The following is a 15198-nucleotide window of genomic DNA, read 5'->3' as shown; positions in this document are numbered from 1 at the left end:
CGGGCACGTCCCGATGCCGCGGATCCGGTGCTCAGGCCGGGTCCGGCGCGAGGTGGGGAAACCTGAACTCGGTCCGGCTGCGGGCGACTTCGCCGGGGCGCAGCTCGGTGCTGGGATAGTCGGGACGGTTGGGCGAGTCGGGCAGGTGCTGGGTCTCCAGGCAGATCGCGCTGTGGCGTGCGTGGCGCAGGCCCGCGGGGTCCGCGAGGGTGCCGTCGAGCTGGTTGGCGGTGTAGACCTGGATGCCGGGTTCGGTCGTCCAGACCTCCAGGATCCGGGCGGCGTCTGGAGCGGTGAGACGGGCGGCCCGGCGCAGCGCGGAGTGCGGCCCGGGCCCGGGCCCGGGGTCGCGGACGATCCAGCAGTGGTCGAAGCCGCCCGCCATCCGCAGTTGTTCGTCCGGCAGCGCGATCCGCTCCCCGATGGTGCGCGGGGCGGTGAGGTCGAACGGGGTGCGGTGCACATCGGCGGCGGGTCCCTGCGGGATGCCGTCGCCGTCGACCGGCAGATAGGTGTCGGCGTCCACCTGGAGGGTGTGGCCGAGGACGTCCCCGGTCGCGGTGAGGTCGAAGTAGGCGTGGTTGGTGAGGTTGAGAACCGTTGGACGGCCGGTGGTCGCGGCGTAGTCGACGGCGAGCGTGCCGGTGGTGTCGAGGGTGTACGTCACCGTGACGTCGAGCGCTCCGGGGAAGCCCATGTCGCCGTCGGGGCTGTGCAGGGTGAGCCGGAGGGTCGCGGCGCCCTCGCCCGCGTCCGCGGTGGCCTGCCAGATTCTGGTGTGGAAGCCTTCGGGGCCGCCGTGCAGGGCGTGGCCCCGGTCGTTGGCGGGGATGTGGTGCGTCGTTCCGTCGAGGGTGAATCGGCCGTGGGCGATGCGGTTGGCGAAGCGGCCGATGAGGGCGCCGAAGAACGGGTTCCTGCCGGTGTAGTCGTCCAGCGTGGCCAGGGACCGTACGACGGATGCGGTGCTTCCGTCGGTGTCCGGCACGGTGAGGCCGTGCAGGATGCCCCCGTAGGTGAGGATCTCGGCCCGCACTCCCGTACCGGAGTCGAGTGTCCAGAGATCGACGTCCGTGCGGTCATGGACGCCGAACGGTGTGCGGTTCACGATGGGGCGAGGCATCAGAGGTCCTTGGGAGGAGCGAAGCCGGAGGAAGCGGTGGTCAGTGCCCTTCTGCGGTGGTGGGCCGGGGCACGGTGGATTCGCGGACGACGAGGGTGTAGCCGGGGCGGCGCCGTCGTGGTTCGGGCACCGGGTTGCCGGAGAGCCGTTCGACGAGGCTGTCGACGGCGAGCCGGGCGATGGCCTCCTTGTCGGGGGCGATGGTGGTGAGGGTGGTGGCTCCGTAGAGGCTCTCCTCGATGTTGTCGAAGCCGACGACGGCGACGTCCTCGGGAATGCGCAGGCCGCGTGCGGTCAGGGTGCGCATGGCGCCGATGGCGATGAGGTCGTTGTACGCGAAGACCGCGTCGGGCTGCTCCCCCCTGTCCAGGAGGGCGGCCATGGCGGTGGCGCCGTCCTCGCGCCCGTAGCCGTCGGTGACCACCACCAGTGACTCGTCGGGCTCGATGGCGGCCGCGTCGAGCTCCTCGCGCCAGCCGCGCAGCCGCAGATGGGCGGGCTGGCGTTCACGTCCGGTGCGGGAGCCGAGGAAGGCGATCCGACGGTGCCCGCGGTCGATGAGGTGGCGTACGGCGTCGCGGGCGGCGGCCACGTTGTCGATGGCGATGTGGTCGTACGGGGCCTCGTACTCCCGCTCGCCGAGCAGGACCAGGGGCGCGGTCTCGGTGCGCGCCATGAGGTCCTCGGTCTCCAGATGGATGGGGCTGAGGATGAGGCCGTCGATGACATGGGACCGGAATCCCTGGCTGACCAGGAGTTCCTTCTCCCTGAGGCCGGCGGTGTGGTCGACCAGGACGGTGTAGTCGTGCCGGGCGGCCGCGTCGACCACCGCGCCCGCCAGCTCGGCGAAGTACGGGTTGCCGAACTCGGGTACGGCGAGCGCGATGATGCCGGTCCGGCCCTTGCGCAGATGGCGTGCGGTGAGGTTCGGCCGGTAGCCGAGTTCGTCGATGGCCTGCTGCACCTTGGCGCGCATCTTCGGTGTGACGTGCTGATAATTGTTCACCACGTTCGACACGGTCTTGATGGACACGCCCGCCCGTTGTGCAACGTCCTTGAGGCTGACGCCCACGGCACTCCCTGACTCGGTTCGATGCGCACCGGTGCGCACGGGATCGGCTTGGCTCGCGCTTCGCGGCCCGGGGCGATGCCCCGGCCTGCACGGCTCAGGTGGTTCTGCGGCTGCGCGCCAGATAGCGCTGGGCCACGACGACAACGATAAGGAACCCTCCGCTGACCACCGACTGGTACGAGGAGTTCAGCGAACCGATCTGGTTGATGAGGTTCTGGATGACGGCAAGCAGCAGTACGCCCCAGAGGGTGCCGCTGATCGATCCGGCGCCGCCGATGAGGAGGGTGCCGCCGATGACGACGGCCGAGATCGCGTCGAGTTCCATGCCCACGCCGACGATGGTGACGCCGGAGGACAGCCTGGCCGCGTTCAGCGCACCGGCGAGTCCGGCGAGCAGACCGCTGAGCATGTGGACGAGGACTTTTGTACGGGCGACGGGCAGGCCCATCAAGGTGGCCGCATCGCTGCTGCCGCCGACGGCGAAGAGGGTCTGCCCGAACGAGGTGCGCTGCAGGAGCAGTCCACCGCCGCCGAACAGCACCAGAGCGATCAGGATCGGGTAGCCGAAGCCCCATACGCTGCCCTGTCCGAGTTCGGCGAAGGCGGAGCCCTTGGGTACGAGGTACGTGGTGGCGCCCTCGTCGGTGAAGGCGAGGAGCATGCCACGGGCCGCCAGCAGGGTGGCGAGGGTGACGATGAAGGGTGCCATCCCGGCACGGGCGATCAGGAAGCCGTTGAGCAGACCGATCGCACCGCACATCACGAGCGGTACGAGCAGCGCGGGCAGGATGCCCCATTGCGAGGCCCAGGCGGCGAGCACACCGCCGAGGGCGAAGACCGACCCGACGGAGAGGTCGATGCCGCCCGTGATGATGACCATGGTCATGCCGAGCGCGACCACGGCGAGGAAGGACGCCTGCACGGTCACCCCGCGGGCGTTGTCCAGCGTGGCGAATGTCGGGTAGACGAACGAAGCGGTGATCACGACGGTCAGCAGGACGGCGAGCACGCCCTGGCGCTGAAGGAGTTCGGCGAGCCGCTGCGTGAGCGCGGGCTGGGACCCGGTTGCAGGGCGGAGCGCGCCGTCTCGGGATGCTGCGGTGCTGTTGCGCGGTGCCGGGACCCGGTCCACCGCGGCGGGTGTGGTTTCGTTCATCGGGACCGACGCTCCCGGGCGACGTAGACGGCGGCGATGATGATGGCCGCCTGGGCGATCTGTGCGGTGGAGTCGGGCAGGTCGTGCTTGACGAGGGTGGCGCGCAGCAGCTGCATCAGCAGGGCGCCGGCGACGGTGCCGAGCACCCGGATGGAACCGCCGTTGAGGGGGGTGCCACCGACCACGACCGCCGTGATGGCGGAGAGCTCCATGAGGGTGCCGAGCGAGGAGGGGTCGCTGGCGGTGAGCCTGGCGGTGGCGAGGATACCGGCGAGGGCGGCCAGTACGCCGCAGAGCACGTACACACCGATGAGTACGCGCCGTACGGGCAGCCCGGCGAGGGCCGCCGCCGGGCGGTTGCCTCCGACGGCGACGATCTGGCGGCCGAAAGTGGTGCGCTGGACCAGGAAGGCGACAGCCACGGCGAGGATTCCGGCAATCAGCACGACCAGCGGGATGCCGAGGAAGGAGCCGGTGCCGAGCGAGAGCAGATCCGGGTTGACGATCTGCTTGAGCCGGCCGTCGGCCATGACGAGAGCGAGACCCCGGCCGCCGACGAACAGGGCGAGGGTGGCGACGATCGGTTGCAGCCCGATGAGCGAGACCAGGGTGCCGTTGACCGCCCCGACGACGGCACCCGCGAGCAGCGCGACGGCGAGCGCGGGCACGAGCCCGTATCCGAGGTAGAGCGGCAGGAGCGCCGCGGCGAGTGCCATGGTCGAGCCGACGGACAGGTCGACGCCCTCGGTGCCGATGACCAGGGCCATGCCCAGGGCGACGATGACGATGGGGGCGACCTGGACGAGCTGGGTGCGGAGATTGTCGGCGGTCATGAAGTGCTCGGTGAACAGGGCGTTGAAGACGAGCACCACTGCCACGGCGACGTACACGCCGTACTCCTGGTACCAGGCGGGGTCACGCAGCCGCGCCAGGGGTCGGGCGGGGGTGGAGAGGGCGGCCTGGGTCATCGGGGGACCTCCTGAGCTGCCGGGACCTGGCCGGCGGGCGCCGATGAGTGGTCGGCGAGCACTTCGAGCAGATGGCTTTCGGTCACCTCGTCGCCCTTGAGTTCGCCCGCAACCGAGCCGCCGCGCAGGACGACGATGCGGCCGGCTCCCTCGATGAGTTCCTCGATGTCGGAGGAGATGAGCAGGACGGCGAGGCCCTCGCGTGCGAGGTCGTCGATGAGGCCCTGGACCTCGGCCTTGGCGCCGACGTCGATGCCACGGGTCGGTTCGTCGAGCAGCAGCACCTTGGGTTCCAGGCAGAGCCAGCGGGCAAGGAGGACCTTCTGCTGGTTGCCTCCGGAGAGTTCGCCGACCTTCTGCTCGGGGCTCGCAGCCTTGATCCGCAGCCGCTTCACGAAGATGTCGACGATGCGGTCCTGCTTGCGGCGGGAGACCACACCGAAGCGGGAGAGGCGGGGCATGGCGGCCAGCACGATGTTCTCGCGCACGGAGAGGCCGGGGACGATGCCTTCGGCCTTGCGGTCCTCGGGCAGCAGGCTGATTCCCGCACGGATCGCTCCGGCCGAGCTGATTCTTCGCAACTTCCGCCCTCCGACGGAGAGTTCACCGGAGTCCAGGCTCAGGGCGCCGGCGAGGGCCTTCGCCGTCTCGCTGCGGCCGGAGCCGAGGAGGCCGCCGAGTCCGAGCACTTCGCCGCCGTACAACGACAGGGATATGTCCTGGAGTTGGTGACGTCGGGACAGGGCGGTCGCGGTGAGTACGGGGGTTCGTGCCGCGTCGTGCCCCTCGCTGCCGAAGCCGGTGAGGCCGGTGAGGCCGGTGCGGCGGACCTCGGACAGATCGCGGCCGAGCATCATCGAGACCAGCTGCATGCGGTCGAGGCCGGCGAGGTCGCCGGTGTGGATGTGGTGGCCGTCGCGGAGCACGGTGACGCGGTCGCAGATCCGGTAGAGCTCGTCCATGCGATGGCTGACGTAGAGGACGGCGATGCCCTCGCCGCGCAGGTTCTCGATGACCCGGAAGAGGGTCTCGACCTCGCGCGGCTCCAGCGAGGAGGTGGGCTCGTCCATGATGACGACCTGGGCGTTGACCGAGACGGCGCGGGCCAGGGCGACCATCTGCTGGGTGCCGATGCCCAGCGTGTGCAGGGGCCTTCGGGGGTCGACGCGTACGCCGAAGCCGTCCAGCAGTTCGGTGGTCTCGCGGTGCATCCGGGAGAAGTCGATGAGGCCGAGGCGGTTCTTGGACTCACGGCCGAGGAAGATGTTGCGCGCCACGCTCATCAGCGGGACGAGGTTCACCTCCTGGTAGATCGTGGAGATCCCGGCCTGCTGGGCCTCGAACGGCCGGGCGAACCTGACGCGCTGTCCGCTCAGCCGGAGTTCACCCCCGTCGGGCTGGTAGACGCCGGTCAGGACCTTGATCAAGGTGGATTTGCCGGCGCCGTTCTCCCCCACCAGCGCGTGGGTCTCCCCGGCGCGCAGGGAGAAGGACACGTCGTCGAGGGCGACGACACCTGGGAACTGCTTGCTCACCGAGCGGGCTTCGAGGACGGTGCCGACGGCGGACGGGGCGGTCACCTCCTTCGGGTGGGCGACCGGCTCCGGCGCCTGCGGTACTGCTTCGGGTGGTGCCATGAGTTGCCTCGGCCTTCCGCTGTTCCAAGGATGTGGGCCCGATGCCGCCGTGGCGGTGGAGTGCCACGGCGGCGGTGGGCCGGGGTTGCGGTCCCTGCGGATGGGTACGGTCAGAACGCCCCGCCGAGCGAGGCCTTGGCGTTGGACTCGTCGTACGCCCGGTCGGAGATGATGACGTTCTCCGGGATCTCCTCGCCGCCGTAGAACTTCTGGGCGGTCGCGAAGGCGAGCGGTCCGAAGCGCGGGTTCGACTCGATGACGGCGTTGTACTCGCCGTTGACCAGGGCCTGCACGGCGTTTCGGGTGCCGTCCACGGAGACGATCTTGATGTCCTTGCCCGGCTTCTTCCCGGCGGCCTTCAGCGCGGTGACGGCACCGAGCCCCATCTCGTCGTTCTCCGCGTAGACGGCGGTGATGTCTGGCTTGGACTGGATGAGCTGCTCCATGACCTGCTGGCCCTTGTCGCGGGCGAACTCGCCGGTCTGCTGGGCGACGATCTGCAGGCCGGGCGCCTCGGCCTTGATCTGGTCGACGAAGCCCTTGGTGCGGTCGGTGGTGACGTTGTTGCCCGACGCCCCGAGGAGGATGGCGATCTCGCCCTTGCCGCCCGTCGCCTTGATCATCGCGTCCGCCGCGCGCTTGCCCTGCTCCACGAAGTCGGATCCGAGGAAGGCCACATAGTCCTTGCAGGCGGTGGAGTTGACCTTACGGTCGATGGTCAGGACGGGAACCTTCTTGGCAGCCGCCGCCTTGAACGCCGGCTCCAGACCGTCGGAGTTCAGCGGGGCGACGATGAGGAACTGGGCGCCCTGGGAGAGCATGTCCTGGATGTCGCTGATCTGCTTGGAGAGCTGCGACTGCGCGTTGGTGGTCAGCAGCTTCTTCACCCCGACCTTGTCGGCCTCGTCCTTGATGGACTGGGTCTCGGCGATACGGAACGGGTTGGCTTCCTTCTCCGACTGGGAGAAGCCGACCACCGCGTTCTTCAGGTCCAGCTTCGGCGCACCGTAGGTCTGTAGCGAGCAGCCCGAACCGGAGCTGCTCTCGGGGGTCTTGGCCGCCTGGGCTCCCTGACTGCTGTCACCGCCCGCATTGTTCGAGGTTTCCGACTTGGAGCAGCCGGAGGCGGCCAGCGTGGCGGTGGCGGCGAGGAGGCAGGCCACGGCGAGGGTACGGGATCGGCGCTGGATCATCATGCGCGGGACGCTCCTTGACGGGTTGACCGCACGCTCGCTGGCGTGCCATCGGGGCATGGCTGGACGATGCATCAACCGCTGGGCGGGTGATGTCACTGCACTCCTCACGACCCAGCTCCGAGCTGCGTGAACAGCTGCTGAACCGGTGGTCGCGAGAGCCTGCGCGGCCTGTCGGCGGCTCGGTTTACAACGTTATATAGGCGGTGCGGCACGGGCGGCAAGACCGTTGCCGATGCGATTCCAGAATGTGTCGGCATCGCACGCCCACGACTCCCCAAGACCGGCTCATGGAGGACGAGTCGATGGCGCGACACCCCTGGAGAGCCTCCGAACGGCGTTTTGCCATACGGCCGAACGCCAAGATTCCAACACTGCAATGCAGTTGACGTCCCAGTACTGCAAGGCGGCGGATCTCGGGCAGGCTCAGTGGGGCGAGGTGCTGTTCACCGGGTTTTGATCCCCATTTTGAGCTCCTTCGCGCGGACTGTTGTCCCCGACCCGGCCCGCCGTTCGTACTGGCGCTGGACCCCGGCCGAGCGGATCCCCTTCTTCAGGAACCCAATGCCGTCCACGATGAGCGCCGCTTGCCGGTCACCAAGGTGTTCGATCACGAACTCCCTTACGTCGTCACGAACTTCGTCAGCATCCCAGTCGCATGTATTGAGCAGTCGCTGCAGGCGGTCCGGCCGGTCATGCCCCGCGTGCTCAGCGACCGTCCACGCGTTCTTCCGCTCCAGCGACGACGCCAGGCCCTGCATATAGGCCAATGCCGATTCCCGGGGCTCCGAGCGCTGAAACCGGTGCACAAACGTTCATGCACCTCCTTCAGCTCCGCCGCCCACCGCTACACGTCACCGACTTCGAGCTCCCCACCCATGACAGGAACAACCACCAGCACGACACCCCGTCACGCCAAGCGCGGTTGCAGTACAAGATCTGTCCGTACTGTGAGCCGATCGCGACTGTCAGCCGATCGCGAGGGCGGCCGATGCGTCGATGAGGGCGAGTTGGCCCGGGCTGGCTCTCCGGGTCCGGGCCTGTTCCACGAAACGGCCCAGCTCCGCGCGGACGGTGGCCGAGTCGATGCGCTTGATCACGGTCAGCGCGGCCTCGACGATCTGACAGGCGTCGTCGAGGCGGCCGACACCGGCCAGGGCTGTCGCCTGCCGAACCGCGAAGCGGGCCAGGGAGTTGCTGTCCGCCGGGACGGCCGGCCGGCGCAGGCGCTCGGCGGCGAAAAGGTCTGCGGCCAGCTCGAAGCGACGGAGGCTGAGCATGCAGGACGCCTCGATGAGCCGAGGGTTGCCGTTCTCGATGCGCGGGCCCCAGTGAGGGGTCCGGTCGCCGATGACCTCGGCGGCGTGGCTTCTGAACCGCTCCAGTGCCTCCCGGCAGGCCCCCGCATCGCCACTGCGCGCATGCCCCTGGGCCGCGCGACGCGCGGCATGCGCGCGGATCACCGGGTTGGCCGCCGGGTGCCCGGCCGCCTGGTCGGCGAATCCGATCGCCGCACAGGTGTCACCGCGATGCTGGGCGATGAACGCCTTGCGGACCAGGGCATACGCGGCCACCGTTTCGTCGCCGCCGTGTGCGCCCCAGCGGACAGCGAGATTCGTCCAGCGCAACGCCTCCGCGGGATTTCCCGCCTCTTGTGCCATCCACCCCGTGTATTCGGCGAACCTCGAGGCCAGCAGCCAGATCTCGGCACGCTGCTCGCCAACGGCCTGCGGACCGGCGTCCGTCAGGATCCGCGTGATCGACTTCATCGAAGCGATGACGAACCTCGGTCCGGTGGATCTGCCGATGTCCTTCAGCTCCCACAGGACCCGCTCGTATCCGGCGACCACGGGGCCGGCCTCGACGACGCTCTCGGCCCGGGCCCCGCGGCGGCCGGCCCCGGCCAGCTCGACGAGTTCCCCGCCGGTGCCGAAGGCCGCGTCGCAAGCCGCCGCCACAGCGGGCGTCGGGTTGCGCAACCCGCTCTCCAGATTGCAGATCTGGCCTTCGGACACGTTCGCACGCCGGGCGAACTCGCGCACGCTCCAGCCCCGACGTGCCCGGAGTGTGGCCAGGACGACGCCGAAGTCGCCCGGCGGCAGACGCGTGCCGGTCGATCCCCCTGCCGGGGCCGTCCCTGCCACGCTGTCCGTCGGATCCATAAATGCCAGCGTACGGATCCTTGCGCCTGCTATTCAATCCCCGGTGAATAGCCACCGGGCGAGTACCGCGCCCCTAGGGTGAGCACGATCCCTGACATCAAGGCTTGCCGGAGAGGGGGCAATTGTGCCGCGCATCTTCCTCAGCTTTCGCAAACCGGACTCCCGGTGGATGCGAAATCACGTCTACCGCGCGCTGTCCGAACGCTTGGGTGCGGATGAGATCTTCAAGTCGGGCGAGTCGATTCCGCCCGGGGCCGATTTCGCCGAGATCCTGCGGCGGCAGGCCGCCGAGTGCGAGCTCATGTGCGTACTGATCGGGCCAGGGTGGCTCGACGCGCGGAGCGAGAACGGGGTGCGGCTCCTGGACCGGGCTCACGACTGGGTCCGCCTGGAGATCGCGACAGCGCTGCGGGCGGGGAACCGCGTCGTCCCGGTTCTTCTGGGGGACGCGACGATGCTGCCCGACGCCTCGGCGCTGCCGGCCGAGATCGCGGAGCTGGCGCGCCTGCAGTTCCTCCGCGTTCCGGAGACCCATCTGCCGGACGGGCTGGCGCACTTGGGTGACGCGGTGGCCGCTCTCCTGTCCGATGCCGGGGGCGATTCCGACTCCGCTGTCGAACCCGGGCGCGGTACGGCGCCGGCCGCCGATCCGGAGCCGTCGATGACGATGACGGCCCATGTGTCCGGCGGCGGCAGCGCCTACCAGGCGGCCCGTGATCAGACGATCAGGCTGGCGTGAGGGGCTGACGATGGTTCATCCCGGAGCAGACGGTGCTCGTCGGATCGGGCCGTATGCGCTGCTCGGAAGACAGAGCACCGTCGGCGGGAGCGAGGTCTTCGCGGCCCGCTCGGACGAGGGACTCCTCGTCACGGTCACGGTCGTGGCGCCCGAACTCGCCGCGGACCCGGGGTTCCGGGACCGGTTCCGAGCCGCCGTCGAGGCGGCACGGACGCTGTCCGGTGCCTTCCTCGTACCGGTGGTGGATGCCGACCCCGACGCGCCCGCTCCCTGGCTGGCGACCCCGTTCACCGCCGGACTGCCGCTCCGGCAGGCGGTGGACCGGCACGGTCCACTCTCCGAACCGGCTCTGCGGGTGCTCGCCGACGGCCTCGCCCGGGCGCTGGCCGCACTCCACGCGGCCGGGACGGTCCACGGCGAGGTGAACCCGGACTCGGTGCTGCTGACCATGGACGGGCCCCGCATCACCGCACTGGGGATGGCGGGAGCAACCGGCAGTCCGGCACCCTCACCGACGGACGACATGTTCGACCTCGGGTCGACCGTGCTGTTCGCAGCTTCCGGAGGCGAGCCGGACACGGACGCACTCCCCGTGTCGCTGCGCGAGGTGATCGGCGGCTGCCTGTACCCCGAATCGTCGGACCGTCCCACCGCGGAGCAACTCGTCGCCTACTTGAAGCATCAGAACCTGCCTGACTTGCAAGGGAGTTGGCTGCCGCCGGCGGTGACCGCCGACATGGCCGCCGCGACAGCGGCGGTGGGATCGGTGTCCGCCGGGGGCGGCGACCGGGGCCCGCTTCCTCCTCCGCCGGAGACCGCTGCCGGTGCGGGTGTCAGCCGCCGGAAGCTGGTCATCGCTCTGGCCGGCGGCGTAGCCGTACTCGGCGGGACCGCGGCGGCACTCGCCTTCTCCGGCGACTCGTCACCGGCTCCCGAGGGCCGGGCCGGCGGGCCCGGGCCCGCCGCGCGGCCGGCCTCTCCGTCAGGCGCGCGATCCACGCCCACCCCTCCGCGTCGCCGTCCTCGACGGGCGAACCGGAACCGACCGTTCTGGCCGGACCCGACGCCGTCAAGGCATGGTCGGGGGTCGGAAAGAGCGCCCCCACCTGCCTGGAGGCATCCGACAAGACGGTCATGGTGGTCACGGCCAAGGCCACGTCGTTCCTGGACGCCGCGACCGGAGACCCCGTGTTCCGCCCGCTGAACGCGACCAACCCGTTCCGCATGAGCGGCTCGAAGTACCCGACGGCGTACGCGGACGGGGTGTTCTACCTGCTCTGCGACACACCGAGTCAGCCAGGTGTGCTGGCGGCGTTCGACGCCGCCGGGGGGAAGGTGAAGTGGGTGATCAACCTTGCCGCCTCCGATCCCGGCGGCCCCACGCTCGTGTCGATGTACCCGAGCAACTACGTGGCCGTCGCGGGGGACACGGTCTATGTGTGCGGGCAGGTGAGCCGACGGCACGAGAAGTTCTCGGCCGAGTCCCCGACCACCGGCTACATCCGTGCGTTCAAGGCCGCGACCGGCAAGAAACTGTGGCAGGTCGAGGGCACGGACATCAACAACGTGCTCGTGCCGCCCACCGGTTCCCGCCTGCTGGCCGCCTCGGCCGTTCCGGCCAGGAAACCCGGCCGCGTCCAAATGATCGACGCCGGCCGGAGGGGTGCCCGCGGCTGGAAGGTGCCCATCCCGTTCACCTCGTACTACTTCACCCCCGGCTGGCCGATGACGTGCTACGCGGCCGGACTGTTCCTGTTCGCCGGCGGCAACGGCGACACACTGTTCGCCGTCGATACGGCCACGGGCGACGAGAAGTGGCATCGACGCTTCGAGTCGAAGAACGGGGACCAGGTCAAGATCGGCTACCCGTTCTCCAGCCTGGACGGCGCGACCGTCTACGTACCCGTCGGCAGCGACCTCGCCGCCATGGACTCGGCCGACGGCACGCTCCGGTGGGTCGCGACGCTCGACGGCGCCAACAAGATGGGCGGTTCCAATCTGTTCAACGCCTCCCTCAGTCTGGGCGGCAAGAACGCGCAGTGTTCGGCCGACACCGTCTTCGCCACCGACAGCGCCCAGACGCTGTGGGCCATCGACGCGGCCACCGGCAGGGCCCGGTGGAAATACAGGGACCCCGGGCAGCCGGACGTGGGTTTCATGTGGACGGTGGGCGGCGACCGCGTGTTCATCGCCTCCAACCTGACCATGACAGCGATCGCGGCCCACGGCCGGTAAGGGACAAGGAGAAGACATGGACACGAGTGTGGAACTCGCCGGCCTGGCATCGGCAGCCGCGGCACGCCTGATCGATCTGCTGGCGACGGACGGCTGGGGCGCGGTCAAGTCCTCGGTCCTGGCACTGTGGCGGTCCGCGCACCCGGAGCGCGTGGAGGAGGAACTCACCGATGCACGCGATGAGTTGCTTCAGGCGCGGCAGACGGGCGACGACGGGGAGCTCCAGGGACTGCTGGTCGCCGAGTGGCGGGCCCGCATCATCCGGCTCATGGCCGTGCGGCCGGACGCCGTCGACGAGCTGCGCGCACTGTTCGGCGCGGAACCGGGCACGGCCGGAGCCCCGGAGCAGCAGATCACGGGCTCGATGACGCTGGGGGCACACGTCTCCGGCGGCGACGCGTACCTGGCCGGCCGGGACATGAACGTCACCAGGGGCGGACAGGCGTGACGGAATACGGTAGCGACGCCCCGGCCCCCGACGAGCCGCCCCTCTGGCAGCCGAGGCGGCAGGAGGCGAGCGCGACCGGCGGCGGCAGCGTCTACCAGGCCGGCCGCGACCTCCACATCCGGCACGGCGACGAGGGGCGCAGAACCGTGCCCGGCCCCGGCGCCGACCGCGTGCCCTGCCCGTACCCGGGATTGGTCCCGTTCGACGCGGATCACAAGCAGTGGTTCTACGGCCGTGAGCGCATGGTTCACCTCGTGTGCGAGCGGATGGACGCCCGGATGCGCGAGGGCGGCCCGCTGGTGCTGATCGGCCCCTCGGGGGCCGGGAAGTCGTCCCTGCTCGCGGCCGGGGTGCTGCCGGCCCTGGAAGACGGCCGGCTTCCGGCGGCGGGTTCGAGCACCTGGCCGCGGCTGGTCCTGACCCCGACGGCCTCCCCCGCGCTGGCGCTGGCGGCCGCCGCCGGGCTCGACGCTGGGACCGCCCGGCACACGGCACCGGTGTGGCGGGCCGATCCCGCACGGTGCCTCGCCGAGCTGCGCGAGATCACCGGAGCCGCCGATCCGGCGCCCGCCGGGGGGTCCCCCTCCGCGGGACTGATCGTCGTGGTCGACCAGTTCGAGGAGGTCTTCACGGCCTGCGGCGACGAGGCCGAACGGCAGTGGCTCATCGATGTGCTCGACCGTCTGGCCCGGCCCACGGGCGGTGCGGTCGTGGTGCTGGGGGTACGCGCGGACTTCTACGCCGCGTGCACGGCCCATCCGCAGCTCCGGGCGGCGCTCCGGGCCGGACCGGTCCTGCTGGAGCCGATGACGGAGGACGAGCTCAAGGACGCGATCCGCCGACCGGCCGGTAATGTGGGGCTCGACATCGAGGACGGCCTGGTCGAGGTGCTGCTGACGGAGCTGGGCACGGTCGGCGGACCGGTCGGTACGAGCACCACGGGCCGGCTCCCGCTGCTCGCGCACGCGCTGCGGGCCACCTGGCAGCAGCGCCACGGCCACACGCTCACCGTGGACGGGTACCGCGTCACCGGCGGCATCCAGGGCGCCATCGCGATCACGGCGAACAGGCTCTACGACACCCTTCCGCTGCCCTACCAGGAGGCCGCACGGTGGGTGTTCCTGCGGCTCGTCATCGTGGGACGCGACGCCGACGACAGCCGCCGGCGCGTCCGGTACGACGAGCTGCTGCGTCACGCGCCGGACCGGGAAGCGGCCGCCAGAGTCCTGGACGACTTCACCCGTGGCCGGCTGCTGACCCGGGACGAGGACACGGTGGTGATGACACATGAGGTGCTCATCCGCGCCTGGCCCCGGCTGCGGGGCTGGATCGAGCACGACCGCAGCGGCAACCTCGTACGACAGGATCTGGAGGACGCGGCCGCGCTCTGGGAACAGGCCGGCCGGGAGGCGGCCTCCCTGTACCGCGGCAACCGGCTGGAGACCGCCCTCGCCTGGGCCGGAACGCACGGGGCGGAACTCAGCAGCGCCGCCCGGGCGTTCCTGGCCACCGCCCGCCAACACCAGCGGCGCGGGCAACGGCTCCGGCGCGCCGCGGTCGCCACCATCACCACCCTGGCCGTGGTCGCCTCGCTGGCCGCGGTGTTCGCCTTCCGGCAGGAGTCCCAGGCCCTGCGAGCCCGCGACCGGGCCATCAACGCGGCCGTCACCTCCGCGTCCGTTCAACTGGCGCCGACCGATCCCTCGCTGTCCGCTCAGCTCGCGCTGACCTCCTACCGCATGGATGCGACCCCGGACGCGGCGTCCCGGCTCATCACGACCCAGAACACACCGCTGGACACCCGGCTTCCCGGCCCGCGCGGCATGGTGTACACCGTGGCCTACAGCCCCGACGGGCACATGCTGGCGGCCGGGAACCTCAGCCAGAACCTCGTCCGGCTGTGGGACGTCTCCGATCCCGGCCGTCCGGTGGCGCTGGGCCGACCCGTGCCCATGGACCGTTCCGTCAATTCGATCCTGTCGCTCGCGTTCAGCCCGAACGGCCGGGTGCTCGCCGTCGGCGGCCACACCAGCCACAACGGCGACGCGGGTTCCGGCGGATTCGTCGACCTGTGGAGCCTGACCAGCCCCAGCCACCCGGTCCTGCTCGGCCGGCCGAAGAGTCCCGCCATTGAGGGCTGGGACGCCTTGAGCAGCATCGAATCGCTGGCGTTCAGCCCCGACGGCCGCACCCTGGCCGCCGGTTGGCACGCCGGATTCGTCAGCCTGTGGAACGTCACCCGCCCCGACGATGTCAAACCCGCAGGGGCGCCCCCTGGACCTCGACTGCCCCGACGTCTTCTCCCGTAGCGTCGCGTTCAGCCCCACCGGGCACACCTTGGCCGCCGCATGCGACGACGACTCCGGCACCATCTGCCTGTGGAACACCACCGACCCGGCCCACCCCGGCCGTGGCCGTTCCCTGAAGGCCGGGCATCGCGTCAACTCCCTGGCGTTCAGCCCCGA

Annotated in this window: 13 protein-coding genes and 1 pseudogene; 6 read left to right on the top strand and 8 right to left on the bottom strand. The window is 70.3% G+C overall.

Annotated elements, in window-relative coordinates; translation table 11 throughout:
• Window positions 1–31: 31 nt before the first annotated feature.
• The 8 genes and pseudogenes from GA0115254_RS09290 to GA0115254_RS09255 all read right to left on the bottom strand — a co-directional run bounded on the left by GA0115254_RS09290 (window position 32) and on the right by GA0115254_RS09255 (window position 9311).
• A complete protein-coding gene (locus tag GA0115254_RS09290; RefSeq protein WP_093894791.1) occupies window positions 32–1123 on the bottom strand; it encodes an aldose epimerase family protein in 1092 nt (363 codons plus the stop codon).
• Window positions 1124–1163: 40 nt separating this feature from the next.
• Window positions 1164–2195, bottom strand: coding sequence for a LacI family DNA-binding transcriptional regulator (locus GA0115254_RS09285; RefSeq protein ID WP_093894790.1), 1032 nt, complete (start codon window positions 2193–2195; stop codon window positions 1164–1166).
• Window positions 2196–2289: 94 nt separating this feature from the next.
• Window positions 2290–3351 (bottom strand): ABC transporter permease, encoded by a 1062-nt coding sequence (locus GA0115254_RS09280; RefSeq protein WP_093894789.1) that lies wholly within the window; start codon window positions 3349–3351, stop codon window positions 2290–2292.
• The gene (locus GA0115254_RS09275) at window positions 3348–4319 is read right to left on the bottom strand and encodes an ABC transporter permease (RefSeq protein ID WP_093894788.1); all 972 of its coding nucleotides are present in this window, start codon (window positions 4317–4319) and stop codon (window positions 3348–3350) included. Before GA0115254_RS09275 ends, GA0115254_RS09280 begins: the two co-directional genes overlap by 4 nt.
• The gene (locus GA0115254_RS09270; protein WP_093894787.1) at window positions 4316–5956 is read right to left on the bottom strand and encodes a sugar ABC transporter ATP-binding protein; all 1641 of its coding nucleotides are present in this window, start codon (window positions 5954–5956) and stop codon (window positions 4316–4318) included. Before GA0115254_RS09270 ends, GA0115254_RS09275 begins: the two co-directional genes overlap by 4 nt.
• Before the next feature lie 110 nt (window positions 5957–6066).
• Window positions 6067–7152: an ABC transporter substrate-binding protein gene (locus GA0115254_RS09265; protein WP_093894786.1), complete on the bottom strand. Its 1086-nt coding sequence runs from the start codon at window positions 7150–7152 to the stop codon at window positions 6067–6069.
• A gap of 455 nt (window positions 7153–7607) precedes the next feature.
• Window positions 7608–7981, bottom strand: a pseudogene (locus GA0115254_RS09260) (transposase); the annotation flags it as partial.
• A 136-nt stretch (window positions 7982–8117) separates the two neighbouring features.
• Window positions 8118–9311, bottom strand: a complete 1194-nt coding sequence (locus tag GA0115254_RS09255) for a helix-turn-helix domain-containing protein (protein ID WP_093894784.1) — start codon at window positions 9309–9311, stop codon at window positions 8118–8120.
• Window positions 9312–9435: 124 nt separating this feature from the next.
• Between GA0115254_RS09255 and GA0115254_RS09250 the strand changes: the two genes are divergently transcribed.
• The 6 genes from GA0115254_RS09250 to GA0115254_RS47435 form a co-directional block, all read left to right on the top strand.
• A complete protein-coding gene (locus GA0115254_RS09250; RefSeq protein ID WP_093894783.1) occupies window positions 9436–10050 on the top strand; it encodes a toll/interleukin-1 receptor domain-containing protein in 615 nt (204 codons plus the stop codon).
• Complete coding sequence (locus GA0115254_RS45805) at window positions 10025–11254, top strand: serine/threonine-protein kinase (protein ID WP_256102471.1); 1230 nt, start codon at window positions 10025–10027, stop codon at window positions 11252–11254. Before GA0115254_RS09250 ends, GA0115254_RS45805 begins: the two co-directional genes overlap by 26 nt.
• Complete coding sequence (locus tag GA0115254_RS45800; RefSeq protein ID WP_256102470.1) at window positions 11185–12285, top strand: outer membrane protein assembly factor BamB family protein; 1101 nt, start codon at window positions 11185–11187, stop codon at window positions 12283–12285. Before GA0115254_RS45805 ends, GA0115254_RS45800 begins: the two co-directional genes overlap by 70 nt.
• A 16-nt stretch (window positions 12286–12301) precedes the next feature.
• Window positions 12302–12733 (top strand): hypothetical protein, encoded by a 432-nt coding sequence (locus GA0115254_RS09240; RefSeq protein WP_093894782.1) that lies wholly within the window; start codon window positions 12302–12304, stop codon window positions 12731–12733.
• The gene (locus GA0115254_RS09235) at window positions 12730–15042 is read left to right on the top strand and encodes an NACHT and WD repeat domain-containing protein (RefSeq protein WP_093894781.1); all 2313 of its coding nucleotides are present in this window, start codon (window positions 12730–12732) and stop codon (window positions 15040–15042) included. Before GA0115254_RS09240 ends, GA0115254_RS09235 begins: the two co-directional genes overlap by 4 nt.
• On the top strand, window positions 14984–15198 hold a 215-nt coding region (locus GA0115254_RS47435), incomplete at its 3' end, for a hypothetical protein (protein ID WP_141720793.1). The genes GA0115254_RS09235 and GA0115254_RS47435, both read left to right, overlap by 59 nt.

The organism is Streptomyces sp. Ncost-T10-10d (assembly GCF_900091955.1).
Lineage (GTDB): Bacteria > Actinomycetota > Actinomycetes > Streptomycetales > Streptomycetaceae > Streptomyces.
Note: the sequence above shows the minus strand (reverse complement) of the source record. Positions and strands in the feature narration are given on the sequence as shown.

Bases quoted from the DNA above. Each gene is read 5' to 3' on its own strand.
- GA0115254_RS09290 (WP_093894791.1), bottom strand. From the start codon at position 1,123: ATGCCTCGCCCCATCGTGAACCGCACACCGTTCGGCGTCCATGACCGC.
- GA0115254_RS09280 (WP_093894789.1), bottom strand. From the start codon at position 3,351: ATGAACGAAACCACACCCGCCGCGGTGGACCGGGTCCCGGCACCGCGC.
- GA0115254_RS09275 (WP_093894788.1), bottom strand. From the start codon at position 4,319: ATGACCCAGGCCGCCCTCTCCACCCCCGCCCGACCCCTGGCGCGGCTG.
- GA0115254_RS09270 (WP_093894787.1), bottom strand. From the start codon at position 5,956: ATGGCACCACCCGAAGCAGTACCGCAGGCGCCGGAGCCGGTCGCCCAC.
- GA0115254_RS09265 (WP_093894786.1), bottom strand. From the start codon at position 7,152: ATGATGATCCAGCGCCGATCCCGTACCCTCGCCGTGGCCTGCCTCCTC.
- GA0115254_RS09255 (WP_093894784.1), bottom strand. From the start codon at position 9,311: ATGGATCCGACGGACAGCGTGGCAGGGACGGCCCCGGCAGGGGGATCG.
- GA0115254_RS45800 (WP_256102470.1), top strand. From the start codon at position 11,185: ATGGTGGTCACGGCCAAGGCCACGTCGTTCCTGGACGCCGCGACCGGA.
- GA0115254_RS09240 (WP_093894782.1), top strand. From the start codon at position 12,302: ATGGACACGAGTGTGGAACTCGCCGGCCTGGCATCGGCAGCCGCGGCA.